Source organism: Bacteroides faecalis (assembly GCF_003865075.1).
GTDB classification, from domain to species: Bacteria; Bacteroidota; Bacteroidia; order Bacteroidales; family Bacteroidaceae; genus Bacteroides; species Bacteroides faecalis.
On sequence record NZ_BHWB01000008.1, the window covers coordinates 154,877 to 173,814 of the forward strand.

At 38.1% G+C, this 18,938-nt stretch carries 13 protein-coding genes; 7 read left to right on the plus strand and 6 right to left on the minus strand.

Annotated elements, in window-relative coordinates; genetic code table 11:
* Positions 1 to 211: 211 nt before the first annotated feature.
* The 6 genes from EJF25_RS14545 (at position 212) to EJF25_RS14570 (ending at position 7,224) form a co-directional block, all read left to right on the plus strand.
* Entirely contained in the window at positions 212 to 1,864 is a 1,653-nt protein-coding gene (locus EJF25_RS14545; RefSeq protein WP_125041774.1) for a M23 family metallopeptidase, read from the plus strand.
* 25 nt (positions 1,865 to 1,889) lie between these two features.
* A complete protein-coding gene (locus EJF25_RS14550; protein WP_125041775.1) occupies positions 1,890 to 3,530 on the plus strand; it encodes a C69 family dipeptidase in 1,641 nt (546 codons plus the stop codon).
* A 354-nt stretch (positions 3,531 to 3,884) separates the two neighbouring features.
* Positions 3,885 to 4,292 (plus strand): tetratricopeptide repeat protein, encoded by a 408-nt coding sequence (locus tag EJF25_RS14555; RefSeq protein WP_125041776.1) that lies wholly within the window; start codon positions 3,885 to 3,887, stop codon positions 4,290 to 4,292.
* Positions 4,276 to 5,019, plus strand: a complete 744-nt coding sequence (locus EJF25_RS14560) for a 6-bladed beta-propeller (protein ID WP_125041777.1) — start codon at positions 4,276 to 4,278, stop codon at positions 5,017 to 5,019. The genes EJF25_RS14555 and EJF25_RS14560 overlap by 17 nt, the downstream gene beginning before the upstream one ends.
* A complete protein-coding gene (locus tag EJF25_RS14565; RefSeq protein ID WP_125041778.1) occupies positions 5,007 to 5,315 on the plus strand; it encodes a hypothetical protein in 309 nt (102 codons plus the stop codon). The genes EJF25_RS14560 and EJF25_RS14565 overlap by 13 nt, the downstream gene beginning before the upstream one ends.
* Before the next feature lie 163 nt (positions 5,316 to 5,478).
* A complete protein-coding gene (locus EJF25_RS14570) occupies positions 5,479 to 7,224 on the plus strand; it encodes a phospho-sugar mutase (RefSeq protein WP_125041779.1) in 1,746 nt (581 codons plus the stop codon).
* 206 nt (positions 7,225 to 7,430) lie between these two features.
* Here the strand turns inward: EJF25_RS14570 and EJF25_RS14575 are convergent, their stop codons facing one another.
* The gene (locus EJF25_RS14575) at positions 7,431 to 9,584 is read right to left on the minus strand and encodes a hypothetical protein (protein ID WP_125041780.1); all 2,154 of its coding nucleotides are present in this window, start codon (positions 9,582 to 9,584) and stop codon (positions 7,431 to 7,433) included.
* Between the two features lie 590 nt (positions 9,585 to 10,174).
* Between EJF25_RS14575 and ltrA the strand changes: the two genes are divergently transcribed.
* Positions 10,175 to 11,827: a group II intron reverse transcriptase/maturase gene (gene ltrA, locus EJF25_RS14580; RefSeq protein WP_118275192.1), complete on the plus strand. Its 1,653-nt coding sequence runs from the start codon at positions 10,175 to 10,177 to the stop codon at positions 11,825 to 11,827.
* On the opposite strand, the gene EJF25_RS14585 is transcribed toward ltrA, so the two are convergent.
* From EJF25_RS14585 to EJF25_RS14605, 5 genes are all read right to left on the minus strand, one after another.
* A complete protein-coding gene (locus EJF25_RS14585) occupies positions 11,768 to 13,471 on the minus strand; it encodes a DUF4062 domain-containing protein (protein WP_125041781.1) in 1,704 nt (567 codons plus the stop codon). The genes ltrA and EJF25_RS14585 overlap by 60 nt on opposite strands.
* Positions 13,472 to 13,764: 293 nt before the next feature.
* Positions 13,765 to 14,562: an NAD(+) diphosphatase gene (gene nudC / locus EJF25_RS14590; protein ID WP_125041782.1), complete on the minus strand. Its 798-nt coding sequence runs from the start codon at positions 14,560 to 14,562 to the stop codon at positions 13,765 to 13,767.
* A 120-nt stretch (positions 14,563 to 14,682) separates the two neighbouring features.
* A complete protein-coding gene (locus EJF25_RS14595; RefSeq protein ID WP_125041783.1) occupies positions 14,683 to 16,335 on the minus strand; it encodes an ABC-F family ATP-binding cassette domain-containing protein in 1,653 nt (550 codons plus the stop codon).
* Between the two features lie 488 nt (positions 16,336 to 16,823).
* Positions 16,824 to 18,197, minus strand: a complete 1,374-nt coding sequence (locus EJF25_RS14600) for an FAD-dependent oxidoreductase (RefSeq protein ID WP_125041784.1) — start codon at positions 18,195 to 18,197, stop codon at positions 16,824 to 16,826.
* Positions 18,198 to 18,275: 78 nt separating this feature from the next.
* Positions 18,276 to 18,857, minus strand: coding sequence for a DUF417 family protein (locus EJF25_RS14605; RefSeq protein WP_125041785.1), 582 nt, complete (start codon positions 18,855 to 18,857; stop codon positions 18,276 to 18,278).
* Positions 18,858 to 18,938: the final 81 nt, after the last annotated feature.

The following is an 18,938-nucleotide window of genomic DNA, read 5'->3' on the forward strand; positions in this document are numbered from 1 at the left end:
TAATAGTGTTGCGGAATTAAGGGATTAATTAAAAATAAGAAACAGCCTGCAAAAATACGAATATAATTCATATGTTACTTTCAAAATGAGAGATAAATACGAAAAATAAAAGAATTATTAACTAGTATCTGGTATATCATTCGCTTCGGGACATTTCGTAATCTACTTAAAATAGTGTACTTTTGTAGAGTTTTTAAAATGTATGTGTTATATGAAACAATATATTGCTGCTTTCTTGCTTGCTTGTTGCATTCAAGGGTATGCGCAAGAGAAAAAGCAAGCGACTTTTACGACGCCTTTTGATTTTCCTCTCACTTTGAGCGGAAATTTTGGAGAAATCCGTACCAATCATTTCCATGGAGGATTAGATTTTAAAACGGGAGGAGTGATCGGTAAACTTGTACATGCCTTGGCTGATGGTTATATTTCGCGTATCCGCGTCACTAATGGTTCGGGATATGTACTTGATGTTTGCTATCATAATGGATATTCAACTATAAACCGACATCTAAGTGGTTTTCTTTCTCCTATTGCCGAAAGAGTGGAAAAGCTTCAGTATGAAAATGAGAATTGGGAAGTGGAGATTATTCCCAGACCGGAAGAATACCCTGTAAAGGCCGGACAACCGATCGGCTGGAGTGGGAATACGGGATATTCGTTCGGGCCTCATCTCCATCTGGATGTATTCGAAACAGAATCGGGTGAATTTATTGATCCTATGCCTTTCTTCAGAACGAAAATAAAGGATACGCGTGCACCTAAAGCGGATGGTATCATGTTATTTCCCCAATTGGGCAAAGGTGTAGTAGCAGGTAAGCAGGAGAACTTTGCGATCATAGCGAATCGTGAACAACCTGTAGAAGCGTGGGGTATAATTGGTACAGGTATTAAAGCGTATGATTATATGGATGGCGTGAGTAATCATTATGGAGTATATTCCGTAGTACTATCAGTAGATGGAAACGAAGTATTTCGTAGTACTGTGGACCGCTTTTCCCAAAATGAAAACCGAATGATTAATTCCTGGACTTACGGACAATATATGAAATCGTTTATTGAACCGGGGAATACTTTACGTATGCTAAAAGCTTCAAATGGAAATCGTGGTCTGATCACTATCGATGAAGAACGGGATTATCAATTCTTGTATACTTTGAAAGATGTGTTTGGTAATACTTCCTGTTATCGTTTTACTGTACGTGGACGAAAACAACCGATTCAACCGTTGGAATATCAGGATAAATACTTTTTTGCATGGAATAAAACGAATTTTCTACATGAGCCGGGACTGAGTCTGGTTGTTCCGAAAGGGATGTTGTATGATGATGTGAATCTTCATTATGAAGTAAAAGCGGATAGTGGGGCTATTGCACTTACTTATCAGCTGAATGATGAATCGACACCTCTTCATGCCGGTTGTGAATTACGAATCGGATTATTGAGGAAACCATTGGCAGACACTACAAAATATTATATAGCTTCTGTTACTCCTAAAGGAACAAGATACAGTGTGGGTGGTAAATATGAAAATGGATATATGAAAACAAATATTCAGGAGTTAGGTACTTATACGGTAGACATTGATACTATTCCGCCAGAGATTATTCCTATCAATAAGAATCAATGGGCAAAAAACAAAAAGATTGTTTATCGATTAAAAGATAAGGGTACGGGAGTCTGTTCTTATCGTGGAACGATTGATGGGAAATATGCACTTTTCGGGCGTCCCAATATTGTTAAGTCTTATTGGGAATGTGAGCTCGATCCGAAACATATCAAGAAGGGAGGGAAGCATATTGTCGAACTTACCGTAACTGATAATTGTGGCAACAAGACCATTTCTCAGGAAAGTTTTATCTGGTAATTATTAAAAATGTGAATCATATATTATGAAAAGAAGAATTATCTTTTGTGCTGTAGTATTCCTGACAGCTGTAGCGAATACTTTCGCCTGTACCAATCTGATTGTCGGAAAGAATGCTTCTACCGACGGATCAACTATAGTTTCTTATTCTGCTGATTCCTATGGATTGTTTGGTGAGCTTTATCACTATCCTGCCGCCACATATCCGAAAGGAACGATGTTGAAAGTGTACGAATGGGATACTGGTAAATATTTGGGAGAAATAGAGCAAGCGCGCCAGACCTATAATGTGAATGGTAACATGAATGAATATCAGGTGACTATTGGTGAAACAACTTTCGGTGGTCGCTCTGAATTGGCTGATTCTACAGGAATTATAGATTATGGAAGTTTGATTTACATTGGTCTGCAACGTTCACGTACGGCGCGTGAAGCTATTAAGATAATGACTGATCTGGTGCAACAATACGGTTACTATAGTGAAGGGGAATCTTTTACTATTGCCGATCCTAATGAAGTTTGGATCATGGAGATGATTGGTAAAGGTCCTGGTGTACGTGGAGCGGTTTGGGTAGCTGTACGAGTGCCGGATGATTGTATCTCAGCTCATGCTAATCAATCCCGTATTCATCAATTTGATATGAGCGACAAAGAAAACTGTTTGTATTCGCATGATGTTATTTCGTTTGCACGTGAGAAAGGTTATTTCAATGGAGTCAATAAAGACTTTAGTTTTGCCAATGCGTATGCACCGCTTGATTTCGGTGCCCGTCGATTCTGTGAAGCTCGTGTATGGAGTTATTTTAATAAGTTCACTGATCATGGAAAAGAATATCTTCCTTATATAGAAGGTAAGACAAACGATCCGATGCCTCTTTTTATCCGTCCGAAACAAAAGCTTTCTGTTCAGGATGTGAAAGATATGATGCGTGATCACTATGAAGGAACGCCTCTCGATATTTCTAATGATTTCGGAGCAGGTCCTTATAAAACTCCTTATCGCCTTTCTCCGCTGAACTTCAAGGTTGGTGATAAAGAGTACTTTAATGAACGTCCTATTTCTACTCAGCAAAGCGGTTTTGTGTTTGTGGCGCAGATGCGTGCAAATAAACCCGATGTGATTGGTGGTGTACTTTGGTTTGGTGTAGATGATGCGAACATGACTGTATTTACTCCTGTTTATTGTTGTTCAACCAAAGCTCCATTATGCTATACGCGTGTAGATGGAGCAGATTATATTACTTTCTCTTGGAATTCTGCTTTTTGGATTTTCAATTGGGTGTCGAATATGGTATATCCTCGTTATAGCCTGATGATAGATGACATTCGTGCTACTCAAAAAGAATTGGAAACGACTTTCAATCAAGCACAGGATGGTATTGAAGAAATGGCTGCAAAGCTATTGGCAAAAGATAAGAATGCTGCCATCGAATTTCTGACAAATTATACCAATATGACTGCTCAAAGTACTTTTGATACATGGAAACAACTCGGAACTTTCCTTATTGTGAAGTATAACGACGGAGTGGTAAAACGTATGAAAGATGGAAAATTTGAACGTAACTCTATCGGTCAGCCTGCCGGTGTCATTCGTCCGGGATATCCGAAGGAATTTCTCGAAGAATATGTAAAACAAACCGGAGAAAGATACATGGTTACAGAATAATTCTGTTATTATCGTCTTTTCTGTTTAAAATGTTGTCCACATCATTCAAATTATTTGAATGATGTGGATTTCTATTTTATTAATAATCAAATGAATACATGCGCTTAATTTGTCCATCTATAATATTTGCTTTCTTTCTAGATACTTCCTACATTTGTATAAACTAGTAAATCATGATAAGATGAAAATCACCTTACTTTTATATATGCTAATTTCGGGAATTTTCTTTTTCTCTTGTCAATCTTCGTCACAAGAGAAAAATATTCAAGAAGAAATGCATTTTTATTTGAGAAAGGTGATAGTTGTAGGGAACATGGGGATGAAGAAAGTGCAGTAAATTTCTATAATCAATCCTTGAATTTAGTAAAGTGTGAAAATGATTCTTGGTTGGAGGCTACTCTTTATAGTCGGCTTGGTACTATATATATGTATCGCGATATATATAGTGCTGCTTTAGAAATGTTTAAACTGGGTGCTTCTATATATGCGACTATTCCTCCTTGTGTGGAAAGAACTATCACATTACGAAATATTGGCAGAGTCAATTTATTGCAGCATCAATCTGATAGTATTTTTTGTTATTATGATCAGGCATTGGAAGTTGCGATGCAGTTATCTGATGAGGAGTTTCTTTTCTCGCTTAGTTTGTTGGCAGGATGTAGCCGTCAATCGGTAACAGTTAATCCGTACTCTTCATTACCGGTACTGGATATCACCGCTGATTATCCGGAAAGAGAAATCAGACTTGGCAGAAGAGGCTGAAATCGAATACATTCCTTTGCAACTTCAAGGAACGGAATGGTTGAAAACATTCGATCTGTTGCGTGGAACAATATCAGAAAATATGATATTCGCATATAACAAGAAAGGAACAGTTTTTGTATTCGATAGGGCAGGGAAACAACTACATCGATTCAATCATGCTAGGGGAGAAAAGAAACAATACGACTATATTTTTTCAATTTATGGAGATGAAGAGAATCAAGAGATATTTATAAAGACTCTTTGTTATAAGATTGAGGTTTACTCTTTGGCTGGTGAGTATAAAAGGAGTTTGATAGCTTCTTATCCAATATCATTCAATCAAGTTTTCGGGTATAATAAAGATTCTTTGGTTTTTAGTGATGGGATAAGCAAAATCAAAGATAGGTTTGATAATGGAATTTATTCTTATAAATTATCTAAGAAAGACGCTGGGATATCTCCTTTTCTGTTTTATGTGAAGCATCGGATTACGAATACTTTTACTTGTGAAGTACGGGAAGAGAAACAAATTAGTAGTTTGAGTTATACAATTACTATCGAGCCGATGATAAAAAATGGAAATGAAGTGATTCTTTCAGATTTCGCCTGTGATACTATTTTTTTATTTGATGGTGGAACAAAGAAGGCTTTGTTACGCCGAACTCCTGCCGTTCGTTCTACTTTTCCTCTGAAGTTGATAGGAGTCAGTATAAAGACTGATCGTTTTATTTTATGGATATTATAGAAAAAGTATATATTCCCAATGAGAAAGGAGTAAAAAATAAATCATTATTATTTGATTTGAAGACACAAGAGGTTTCTGTTCCTATACTCATAAATAAAGAGTTTACTCCTCCGTTTCCTGTCAATGTGGGAAATAGCAATGGGAATTTTCCGAAAAATACTTGTATATCCGCAATACATTCGAAAAAACTACTTGAGTTATATAAATCAGGAAGATTATCCGGTAAAGCAAAAGAAGTGGCTTCTCGTTTGCGTATGGATGATACTCTCGTTTTAATCTTGTATCATTTCAAATAATAGTATGGGCAAAATCCCCTTTTTAGGTGATTAAATTTAGGTAAAATGTAGGATTTATAAACTTATTCTTTTACATTTGTATGCTCAACTTGTTAGCTGGATTACTTCTGGCGGGACATTGTGTTGAGTTCTGACTAAAATATCAACTAATAATTAAATAGAAATGGAAAATCAAGAACTTATTAAACAGGTTACAGAGAAGGCTGAGAAATGGTTGAATCCGGCGTATGATGCCGAAACTCAGGCTGAAGTGAAACGTATGTTGGAAAACGAGGATAAGACAGAGTTGATCGAAGCGTTTTATAAAGATCTGGAATTTGGTACAGGTGGTTTACGTGGAATCATGGGGGTAGGAAGTAACCGCATGAATATATATACTGTGGGGGCTGCTACTCAAGGACTTTCCAACTATCTGAAGAAAAATTTCAAGGATCTCCCTCAAATATCTGTTGTAGTAGGTCACGATTGTCGTAACAATAGCCGCCTGTTTGCAGAAACTTCTGCTAACATTTTCTCTGCCAATGGTATTAAAGTATATTTGTTCGACGATATGCGCCCAACTCCTGAGATGTCTTTTGCTATTCGTCATCTTGGTTGCCAAAGTGGTATTATCTTGACTGCTTCACACAATCCGAAAGAATATAACGGTTATAAGGCATATTGGGATGATGGAGCACAAGTATTGGCTCCGCATGATAAAGGTATTATTGACGAAGTAAATAATATCGCTTCAGCTGCTGACATCAAGTTCGAAGGAAATCCGGATCTGATTCAGATTATCGGTGAAGATATAGATAAGATTTATCTGGATATGGTGAAAACAGTATCTATTGATCCGGAAGCTATTGCTCGTCATAAAGATATGAAGATCGTTTATACTCCGATCCATGGTACAGGTATGATGTTGATTCCACGTGCATTGAAGATGTGGGGATTTGAAAATGTGTTTACTGTTCCCGAACAAATGATTAAGGATGGTAACTTCCCGACTGTTGTTTCTCCGAATCCTGAAAATGCTGAGGCTTTAACAATGGCAATCAACCTAGCTAAAGAAATTGACGCTGACCTTGTGATGGCTTCCGATCCGGACGCCGACCGTGTAGGTATCGCTTGTAAGGACGATAAAGGTGAGTGGGTATTGATTAACGGTAATCAGACTTGTATGATGTACCTTTATTATATCTTGACCCAATACAAGCAATTGGGTAAGATTAAAGGTAATGAATTCTGTGTAAAGACTATTGTAACAACAGAATTGATCAAGAAGATTGCTGATAAGAATCATATTGAAATGCTTGATTGCTACACTGGTTTTAAATGGATTGCCCGCGAAATTCGTTTGCGTGAAGGCAAAAAGAAATATATTGGCGGTGGTGAAGAAAGCTACGGATTCCTTGCTGAAGACTTTGTTCGTGATAAGGATGCTGTATCTGCATGCTGTCTGATCGCTGAAGTTGCTGCATGGGCTAAAGACAATGGTAAATCATTGTATCAGTTGTTATTGGATATTTATGTTGAGTATGGATTCTCTAAAGAATTCACAGTGAATGTAGTGAAACCAGGAAAGAGTGGGGCAGAAGAGATTAAAGCAATGATGGAAAATTTCCGTTCTAATCCTCCGAAAGAATTGGGTGGCTCGAAAGTTATTCTGAGCAAAGACTATAAGACTTTGAAACAAACTGATGCTCAAGGCAATGTTACTCCAATTGATATGCCGGAACCGTCTAATGTTCTGCAATATTTCACAGAAGATGGTAGTAAAGTTTCCGTTCGCCCATCAGGTACTGAACCGAAGATTAAGTTCTACATGGAAGTGCAAGGTGAAATGGGTTGTCGTAACTGCTATGCTTCTGCCGAGTCGGATGCAATGGAAAAAATTGAAGCAGTGAAGAAATCATTAGGTATTTGATCTAATTCAGATACTTTTATTGATAAAAAGTAAAAAGTGGCTTTTGGGAAATCCTTGACATAATAAGATTTAGGTAATGTGTTAAAATTCCCTATTCAACGCAATCACCCTCAATACAAATATTTGTAGCGAGGGTGATTTCTATTTATGAGGGTTTTGATGCTCTCTTTTATTTAACGATTAAAATGAGTGAAAGATATTTATACTTATTCTTGTTTTTCAAAAAACGCTAAAATGTTGTCTGCCCATTTTATGTTTTTCGGATTGGGTTGTACGCCATTATTCCTGAGCATTGTTAGGACTTGTTTCGCTGAAAGTGCAGCATGGTAACACCTTTCATAGTCTTTCAAATGAAAGCAAGTATGCGAAAAATAAAGATAAACCTCTGCCATAAGTGAGAAAAAAGGAACGGTATTGGTCTTTTTTACCAATTCATTTACGTGATTGATTGCTTCTTTAAACTCTTGTTGAGCGGATTGATAGTTTTCAAGTTGCAGATAGCTCTCTCCGGTAGCTTTTAGTGCATTAACCAGACTACTTTGCCATTGTGTGCGGTGCGGATTGTTTTCATATAATTCAGTAGCATACCTTTTGTATTCCTGATAGGAGACTAATGCAGTGTCATATCTTTTATTTTTGAAGGCAAAGTCTCCTAGAACGCGGGAAATACTTAGTATTCTCATCTTGCCATCTTCAAAATCGGGATTGTGCATATATATATCCTTAGCCAATCTTTGTGCTTCTAAATAAGTTGGGAGTGCTTTATCGTCCTTTTGAGCTTTTTCATATAATAAACCGGTGGCCTGAAGAGATAGAATATATTCTGCAATATCTTCTAAACTCCCTGAGTCTACGCATAATGACCTATATAAGGTACAAGATTCTTGTTGGCAAGCTATTGCTAATTGTTTGTGCATTGGTAATATCACTTTTGCAATATTTTCCATAAATAGAGCTAGGATGGGTACTCTTGCTTCCCAGATAGTGAGAGTTCTTAGATATCCTTCAGAACATTTTTTCTCATGCTTTCCATTAATAATATCCTCCATAAATGCATTATACAAATCTTCAAAGTTTTCTTTATCCTCCATATTTGGATTCTTTAGGGTATAATGTAGCAAGAGTAAACCAAGATAAGCTCTTTCATCTAGCCAATCCGCTTCCCATTCGTCCGGTAATTCCTTATCAATAATTTCGACAGTCTGTTGCACAATTTGATTATGTTCCTCATTCTCCAACGTATCGTTTAGTTTGGAAAGATCCATGAAAAGGTTGCGGGAGAAATCAAGAGAAGCAATTTCTGCGAGTTCCTTGTATTTTTTGTTATAATACTTTTTTAGTTTGGTGTTGTAGCAATGTTCGTAGATATCCCTTAAATTTTTATATGCATTGGGAAGTAGAATCTCCTTTACTACTAAATCATCCATATCGCCCTCCATCATAGGAATAACGATCTGAAGGATTTTTTCGTTCATTTCTTCCTTTCCGATAAACATCAGGTGGTTAGACATCGTTCTGACTATGCGGTCGTACATATGACGTGACTGACAAGTATTATTTTGATATTTATCTAAACTGTTATCATTATCAGATGTGTTTTGGCTTTCATTCAAGTGTTGTAGTAAATACTCATGTGCCTTTTCCCAAGTCTCTTTACTTTCTTGATTACTTCGATATAATTCCCGTATTTCCTCACAAAATCTTTCGAATAATTGCGGATTATTCTCAAATTCATCCACAAGGACCAATGTTCCGGCTTGTATTGCTACAGGGAGACGGCAGGAATATGTATAGTGAAATAAAATAAACTCTTTTGCTTTGGCAGCATGATACATTAGCTCTTTGATACGAATGGGATCATCCGGTTTCAGGTTACTTAGATGGCGTGATATTGTTTGATGAGTATCGGATAGATTCTCTTTATTGAGCTCACTCAGTCTGTTTTTCAATAACTGGTGGGAGATGTTCCATTGCTTATCAACACCATTTTCTGTAAAATAGGGACGGAACCAACGGCGTAAGATGGAGAATGTGAGTTCATTCCATTCTTCTTTAAGCAATACGGATAAATCAGATTCACGAAGTCCATAACGTGAAGCTGCTAAATAATACATAACCTGATAAACAAATTTATCTCCGAGATTTTCAGCCGCCCGTTTCAGTAAATAAAGAAACATATCGCCCGGTGTACTTGGAAATTCATTGACAAGTTTGAGCATATATTGTTCTATTTTCACTTCATTATCTTCCTCTTCTCTTTCGCGAATGGCTTCGAAATCTGAGATGTCGAGTGTAAACAGGGCATGGGTGTGACCTGAAAAGTCACGTAATTGATTGTTAAACAGCAATGTATATTGCAAGATTTAACCCGCTGTTCCGTCAGCGGTAGCCTACTATAAGGTGCATCTCCAGTGATGGGTTGTGCTAAGCTTATAGGACAAAGTACACTTTCCGAAAGGACAAGACTGAACCGTGAGGAAACGTCAAGGGCGGTTAGTATCATACCGTCGAGTGGCGAGGCTGGATAGCATGGTTAACGTAATGTGAACTGACTTTAGCCGTCGTAAGGTTTGAAGGAGCGCAAGATACTTTAGCTCTCACCAAAAGGTAAGCAGTCGGATAACCCTCGCCCATGTTGGGGTTACACGGACATAGCACTGCCGGCGGACTTGGCAGAACCTAAACTATCCGTTTGTCAATTGCGTGGAACAGGGCAAGCCTGTATCTCTCTCGTAATAATGCGAGTAAGCGAACCGCAAGGCAAGCCGAATGGGGTGCAGGTATGAGATAACGGAGAAAGCGAATGCCGCCCTGTAATGGGGAGGATACGGATTGAACCAACATCACGAGTTAATGAGGGTAACATCATCCGACACGAAAGTGGGCAGACTTCCGTATATGGTAACTCTTTACAAGATAACTTTTAGAACTTTCAAAAGGAGGAAAGCAAATGAACGAGATTAAAACATCGTGTGCGCCTGCTGACAGCAGGAATCTGACTTGGGACGGTATGAACTGGTCTAAGTGTGAAACCTATGTCCGAAAGCTACAAGCGCGTATTGTAAAGGCTCAGAAAGAAGGCAGACATAACAAGGTGAAAACCTTGCAGTGGATGCTTACTCACTCTTTTTACGCCAAGGCATTGGCAGTAAAGAGGGTTACTTCCAACAAAGGGAAGAATACGTCTGGAGTAGATAAACAGCTTTGGGACTCTCCCAAGCGCAAGTACAAAGCAATCGGTGAACTTAGACGTCGTGGCTACCATCCACAGCCGCTCCGTAGGGTTCACATCAAGAAAAAGAACGGTAAACTCCGACCGTTGGGAATACCGACCATGAAAGACAGGGCGATGCAAGCATTATATCTCATGGCATTGGAACCGATAGCCGAAACGACAGGCGACCGTTTTTCTTACGGCTTCCGAAAGAAGCGCAGGACAATGGACGCAATTCGTCAGATTGATACGGTTCTAAATCGCCAGCATTCCCCCGAATGGATTTTGGAGGGAGATATTAAGGGTTGCTTCGACCACATCAGTCACGACTGGCTTATTGAAAATATCCCTATGGATAAAACAATACTCAGAAAATGGCTGAAATGTGGAGCTGTATTCAATGGTAAACTGTTCCCGACAGAAGAGGGTACACCACAAGGAGGTATCATATCACCGACACTTGCAAATATGGCACTTGACGGACTTCAACCACTCTTGGCTGAAAGATTCAAAAGACGTTTCATCAACTATAAGACATTCCACTACAAAGTGAATCTTATCAGGTATGCGGACGACTTTATAATCACAGGTCGAGATAAGGAATTATTGGAAAACGAGGTCAAACCAATGGTGATAGAATTTCTCAAAGAAAGGGGTCTTACCTTATCCGAAGAGAAAACTACCATTACGAACATATACGATGGATTTGATTTCTTAGGTTTCAATGTAAGGAAGTTCGACAAAAGGCTGTACACATCTCCGTCCAAAGATGCACAGAAACGCTTTAGGGCAAAAATCAGTGACATCGTTAAAGGACATAAAATGTGTAAGCAGGAATCGCTGATACGAATGCTCAATCCTGTGATAACAGGTTGGGGAAACTATTACCGATATGGTGCATCAACCAATGCTTTTCACGGTTGCGACAATCACATTTACAACCTCACAAAGAAATGGGCTTTACGTCGCCACCCAAAGAAACGCAAGTCTTGGGTTGCAGATAAGTATTGGCATGAAATTCGGGGGCGTAAATGGACGTTTGCATGGAAATATGAAACAAAAAGCAAGAAAGTGAACTACCTGACCCTTAAAAGGTTGTCGGATATACATTATACTCCGTACAAGCAAGTCAAGGGGGAGGCAAACCCTTTCGACCCGGAATATGATGATTATTTCTTTCAGCGAAAGGAGCAACAAATGCTGGAATCTCTCAAAGGACGTAAGTCACTCTTATATTTATGGAACAAGCAGAAGCGGACTTGTCCGTTATGCGGCAAGGAGATAGATTGTACAAAAGCATGGAACGTCAATGAAATATCTGTTGGTGGTTCAATTGTACGGCAACTTGTCCATAACAACTGCTACAAGCGAAATAAACGAAACTGTTGAAAGTATGAGCCGATTTCTAACAACAAATAGAAATATTGAGTTGCTTGAGCCGTATGAGGGGAAACTCTCACGTACGGTTCTTAGGGGAGAAGGGGGCAGTAATGCCCTTGACTTACCCGATGTAGCCATTTTCAACCATAAGGGAGAATAGTGTGAAAGATACTCGGAAGTACCATGTTGCAATAGGGTATTGACCACACTGGAATGAACCTCTTTACAGTTATAGGTGCAAAGAGAAGTGATCATGTCGCGAGTATCCGATTCGTCGAATGAGGGAACTTCTATGATAAAACTTTGAGGTATTTTTTGTAGTTCTTCTATTGAATCAGGGATTGTACTTATTAAAGCTGATACGTCGAGCAGAGATAACCATCGTAGCGATATTAATTGCGAATGTTTGTTGAAACAGTCGTAAGCGTCAATCAGTAATGTTAAATGTATTCCTGCCTCGGTAGCCTGATTAACAAACTTCTCGAAATTGTGAAGAACAATCTGATCATGAGACATATAATTAACTTTCTCCTGCCCAATAACATTGAATGTGCTTACCCAACTGGAAAATGCTTCAATTTCTTCTCCTGACATTTCTGCTCCTTCTTCTACGGGAGCATATGTTTGATTTAGGATAGCTGCTATCTGATGACAGAAACATTCCAGCATATTGCTAACGGATGAAGCATTACCTGAAACGGATGCGCTGTGGAATAGAAGCAAATGTTTCGGGTTGTCTTTCCATTTTGTTTGTATTTCATTGGCCAGTTGACACATAATCGAACTCTTTCCGGAACCGGATTCTCCTGAAAACAGAATGATAGGGTGCTCTGCCTTCTCTAAATTACTTTTAAGCTTTGAAAGAATAGATTCACGTCCTATAAACGAGCGGGTATTCTGTTGGATAAACCCAACTTGTTCTGCAATGTCTTTTTCTATCCAATTCTCATAATTCAGTTGCCTTTCTCCTACATCTTCTAAAATACATTTTTTTAATAGTTCGTAGAGTTTTGTATCAAATTCATCCAGATTCTCGAAATTCCTTCCATTCCATGTAGGCGAATAATTCACTAATAATTCATCCATATCATTTCGATGAAAGTACTCAGTGATAATTTCTTTAAGATTGTTGAGTTCGGCTTTATGTTGTGTTTCTATATATTTCTTTTGATATTCTTCGGGAATTTCGTGATTAACCTCTTCGTTGCGAATACAGATGATACTTTGGTTCAGATGACTTTTTTCAAATAAACCGTAATAAAATTCTAATGCAGTTACACTGATTTTATCAGTTTGTAATAAATGTCGGCATCGGTCTATATCCAACTGTGGAAGTGAACGTTTGATGCGAATATTATCCGGCACCCATCCATAACGTGAACCAAGTAACCCAATAAAGAAAGGACGGCTTCTGTCTATTTCTTCCATACATACTTTCAGTATCTTAGCGTCACGGTCAATTAGATTCTTGTCATCAGTAGTATTTACTCCCCACCGTAAGTCAATGACTCGGATTGCTACATGTAGAGGATTGAAGAACTCTTCTAGTTGAGGGATTACTATTCGGCGGATATGATCTCTTTCCGTATCCATGTCAGCAAATGTGCTACTGATAAAGAGTGTTACTGTGGTCCATTCGTCGGTTTGCTTCATAGTTGAATTTTTTCGGTTCGTAGTTCACAAATATAAGAAAGTTGGGCGAATATCCAATGAATAATCTCTTTGTTAGTTTCATTTCCTTTGCATTCTTTAAGTTCCCTTTCTAATCCTTCTGCTCTGAATCTTGTTCTATCTGCAACATCTCAATTTAAACATGCAGGCTACGGGGGCACAAGGTTTTTGTTGATGCTTTAGAGTGGATGCGTTTCGTTTCATTCTCATAAGTTGTTCGTTTGTAGTTTGTGTGTACTTCGTAGCCTGTTCTTATCGTGCTAGAATACGATTGATTATTTTACTTCTGAGGTAGGATTTTCTATCCACCAATCAATCATCTTTCTAGCTAAACTCAGTTTACGTGGAAGCTCCGGCAAATTGTCTCTTCTGTAAAATGCTCCCGAATTCAGTTCCTCTTTTTGTAACTTGATTTCTCCTCCGGCATAATCGGCAATAAAGCCGACCATTAATCCGCTTGGATAAGGCCATGGCTGATTACCGAAATAAGTGATATGATTTACATCCAGTCCTGTTTCCTCTTTTACTTCACGTGCTACACATTCTTCCAGTGTCTCTCCTGTTTCCAGAAATCCGGCAACAAGGCTATTGAATGTTCCTTTAAAATTATGGGCATGGACGAGCAAGATAGAATCCTCTTTGCGTACCAAAACTAAGATAGCGGTAGAAATAGCTGGATACACTTCTTGTCTGCACTTCGGACAACGCTTCATAATCGTTTCTTTTTGCTCCAGAGGAGTCCCGCAAGCAGAACAGAAACGGCTGTGTCTGTCCCAATGTAATATTTCATATGCTTTTCCCGCTGTCTGATAATGAGCTACTGATAGATACTCATACGAAGCACGAAGTCCAACCATTACAAATTGTTCCGATTCCTCGACAGGAGAAACGATGGAAAAGGCTCTGCAATTACTATTTTCCAGTGTGGTAATATCGTGTATAGTAGTTTTCTTTTTGATATTAATAGGAGATACTTCTCCATAAGGAATAGTGAATGTTCCATTTTCATTCTTTTCAAGTAGTAGCTGGTCTTTATAAAAGATAAACCACCAGGATTGCATTGTTTGACTCATTTTTTTCAAAAATTTTCTTCATGGTATTTTCCACGAATGTTTTTGTGGATATTCTTTCACGCCGCGAAGTTATAAAAAACTGATTTGATATTTAAACTTGTAGAGTAAAATATCAGTGGATTACTCTAATAATATTCGTTGTTTTATCCCGATCTCCTTGATAAAATAACTATCGTGGGAAATAGCGATAACAGTTCCTGCATAGTTCTTAATCGTTGAAGTAATGATATCGATACTTTGTATATCCAAATTATTGGTCGGTTCATCCAGAATAAACATATCCGGTGTATTGTTATTAATCATTAAGGAACAAAAAGCAAGTCTCATTTTCTCTCCACCACTAAGTTTTTTGCAGGGTTTCTCCCAAACTGTTGCAGGAAATAGATACCGATTTAGAATGGTTTTCAATTCATGTTCCGGAAGATTACGGGTATTAAAGATATATGCTTGTTCTAAAATACTTTTACGGTCATCAATAATAGAATATTCCTGATTCAGGTAGATATATGTAAACTCGGCTTTGAACAGACTTCCCGTAAGCGGTTGAATTTGTCCGGTAATTAACTTCAATAGAGTTGTTTTTCCGCTTCCATTATTACCTTCGATCGTAATACGGTCACCGCTTCTTATTTGGAAGCTGATGGGAGATTGCCAGAGAAAATTCTTTGGTTGATTCGGATCGGAGTAATTATCGGTACTTCGATCTGTATTAGTATTCCAGTCATTTTGATAACTGAAATTGATCTCTTTTGCTGTTACTAATATTTTTCCTCTATGTAAGGGAGAACTGTTGAAATCTGTTTTCAATGTTGTAACAGATGAGAGCGAGCTCCGAAGTTGATTACGTTCATTTACTAATTTTTCGGTTTTCTCCTGATGGATACTACTCAGTTTGCTTGTACTTTGTTCAGACTTACTTTGAAGAGCATTCAATATGATACGCGGGACACCTTTTTTAATATTGGCTTTTTCACCATGTACATTCTGTTTATCTCTTCGTTCGGCTGTCTCACGCGAAATCTTTTGTGCTAATTTGAGGGCTTTATCTTTTTCTTCAATACGTTGTTGCAAAGCTTGTTGCATGATCATTTTCTGCTTTTTGTAAAATTCATAATTCCCTCCGTAGTAAGTAATCTGATGTTTCTCCAATTCGCAGATTTCCGGAAGAAGATCAAGTAACGTACGATCGTGACTTACTACTAACAGAGTAGAATGACATTTTTCTACCCAACCGTATAAACGTTTTCTACCTGATAAATCAAGATGATTGGTTGGTTCATCCATTAGTACTACAGATGGATTATGAATAACTGTTCCTGCCAGAAATACGCGTGTCTTTTCTCCGCCACTAAGCAGATATATTGGATAAGATAAAGTAAACTCTCCTAATCCCCATGTGTCCAGTGCGGCCATAGAACGTTCTTCAATATTCCAGTCATCGTTTAAGATCATGAAATTTTCATTAGAAGCATCTCCAGCTAAGATAGCGTGTAAAGCTTGTTGTTTTCGGTCTATCCGAAGTGCTTGAGCAATGGTTAATGAATCATACTGTCCGAAATGTTGCGGAATATAATAAATGTCATCTGGGCGGACCACAGTACCGTTGGATGGAGATAATTGTCCGGCAATGATTTGCATTAGGGTAGATTTTCCACAACCGTTATTGCCAACAAGTCCTAACCTTTGTCCTTTACTGATTGAAAAATTGAGATCGCTGAATAATATTTCTTTATCCGGATGGATATAACTAATTTGTTGAATACTGATAGGCATAATAATAAACTATTGAGTTTGAAGTTGGAAAACTAGTGAAAATGAATCACAGGAAGGAAGGGAATGACAAACACAATATAAGCTAAACAACACGAATTTCGTGATGCTTAACAATGAAAAAGCATATTAAAAAAAGTGATGTTTAAAGAAGGTGTTGTCTTACTTAGATATTCTCATGGGAGTAATGATGAAGTTTAATTTGTGTGCAAAGATAATACTTTCTATCAATATGATCGTGTTTCTTTTATCAAAAATATAAGTGTGTCCAACTTAGAAGATAAATCCTCAGAATATTGAGCTAGGAAAAGTGAATAAGTAATATTTGAAAAATCAAACAGAGGTTGAGCTTGAAATAAACGCAACCTCTATTCTTTTCATTTACAGCTTCTGTTTGCTATAAATACAGTCTCTGTTTACTGCAAATGCAGCTTTTAATTTAATAAAAACAACTCCTTGTTTTTAAAATATGTAGCTCTTTTAAATAGACTTTATACATCAAACAGCTCATTTAATCCCTCACTCATACTTGGATGTGTGAAGATAAAGTCGCGAAGGAAAGTATAATGCTGCCCGGTTTTCATTGCTATTGTCACGATATTGATTATTTCCGATGCATTTGTGCAAAACAAAGTACATCCCATTATCTTTCCACTATGATTGTTTACAATTGCTTTCAACATACCATCTACCTGTTGCAAAGTACGTGAACGTACCACAGCCGTTGCCGGTAATCGCGAAACCTTGATAGAGTAACCTCTTTTTAGTGCTTCCTCTTCGGTAAGTCCAATGTGCGCCAATGGTGGATCAATAAATACTGCATAAGGAACAGGAGTTCTATCACCAATATCCCGTTTTTTATCTCCAAAAAGCTGATCACGAATAATCCGGAAATCATCCAAAGAGAGATACGTAAATTGCGGTCCTCCTTTTACATCACCCATTGCCCATATATGAGGAACATTGGTACGGAGTTGGTCACTGACAGCAATAGCCCCATGAACATCTACTGTTACACCTGCTACCGAAAGGTTCAGGTCTTTGATCATCGGTTTGCGTCCCGTTGCTATCAGGATAGCGTCCCCATCTATAAAATAAGGAGTACCGTCAGAAACATCGGAATACGTTAGCGTTACTCCGTCATTCGTGTCATGAATGGATTGCGCACGCGAATTCAAGCGGATTTCAATTCCTTTCTTTTCCATGACATCTTTCACACTGTTGGCAATATCACGATCTTCATTAGGCATAAACTTACTTCCTCCTTCAAGTACTGTGACTTTACTGCCGAATCCTGCATACATGGAAGCAAATTCCAGTCCGATATAGCCTCCACCAACGATAATTAAATGTTTAGGCAATAAATCTACTTCCAACATTGTTGCACTTGTGTACACTTTTTGGCTTTGTTTGATTCCATCTATTGCTGGAATTATAGGTATAGAACCAGTATTGATAAAGATTTCTTTACCCTGCAGTTCAATATCTCCGTCAGGTAGAACAACTTTGATCGTATTGGCCGATGTGAATGAACCTACGCCTGTATAAATCGTAACATTAGGACGTTTACCCAGCTTTTCATAGTTGCTATCCCGTAAGAACGAAGTTAGTTTATTCTTGCGGGATATTGCTTGTTTATACATATTTGCCTGTTTAGGATAGTCTTCACGAAAAAATAGACTGGAAATCTCAGCTTCATGTATCAGAGCCTTTGTAGGAATACAAGCTATATTGGGGCAACTTCCTCCGTACATTGCCTTGGAACGCTCTACGATGGCAACTTTCCATCCTCGGTTTGAAAGTTCGGCAGCAAGAACTTTGCCTGCTTTGCCGAATCCTATAATTATTGCATCATATTGTTTCATAAATTATTCTCTTTAACTGTTTATACTCAGCCATATAAACAGCAGAAGAGAATATTTGTTTATGTTGCGAAAGGCTACTTATACGTTTTTAAGCGTTTTGAGTACGCGTTGTGACGAATTGGAAAGTAATACGACTACTCCAGCGAGAATTACGATATCTTTAATCACCAATCTCCCGGCACCGGACAGTAATGGGAAACCGAATTCATCACCCCCAAGATTAGGTACCCAGACTTCCGGCGTAGTGACAAGGAAGGAAAGTGTACCAAGCGTCATGATAATAGCTAGTGTATCACCTATCAGTCCAATTCTCGGGAAGAAAATACCTAGAAAAACAAGAACACCGATACTCATAATTAGTGCTCCTAATCCATAAGAGAAGATATAAGTATGATTGGCTTCATGCCATGCTCTGTGTTCCGGAACAAGAGCTCCTTCCGGATTCTTAAACTCTTTGTATTCGGGTGCTTCTTTGGCATAGAAAAAGCTCATAAATGGGCTGTTGGCAACAAACGGTACAATACCGTCAGCTTCATAATGGAAATATTTTAATCCGCCGATCCAAACGAATACAACCAAAATAGCGATACGGATAAACTTGATTCCAAAATTCTGAAGACCTGAAGTAAAGGTAAGTAATGTGGTAAATTTTTCTTTCATCTTAATTGAGTTTTTATGAGTTTAACCTACATTGCAAAGATCGTGCTTTTCCCATAATAGCCCAATGGCAATACTTCCGTT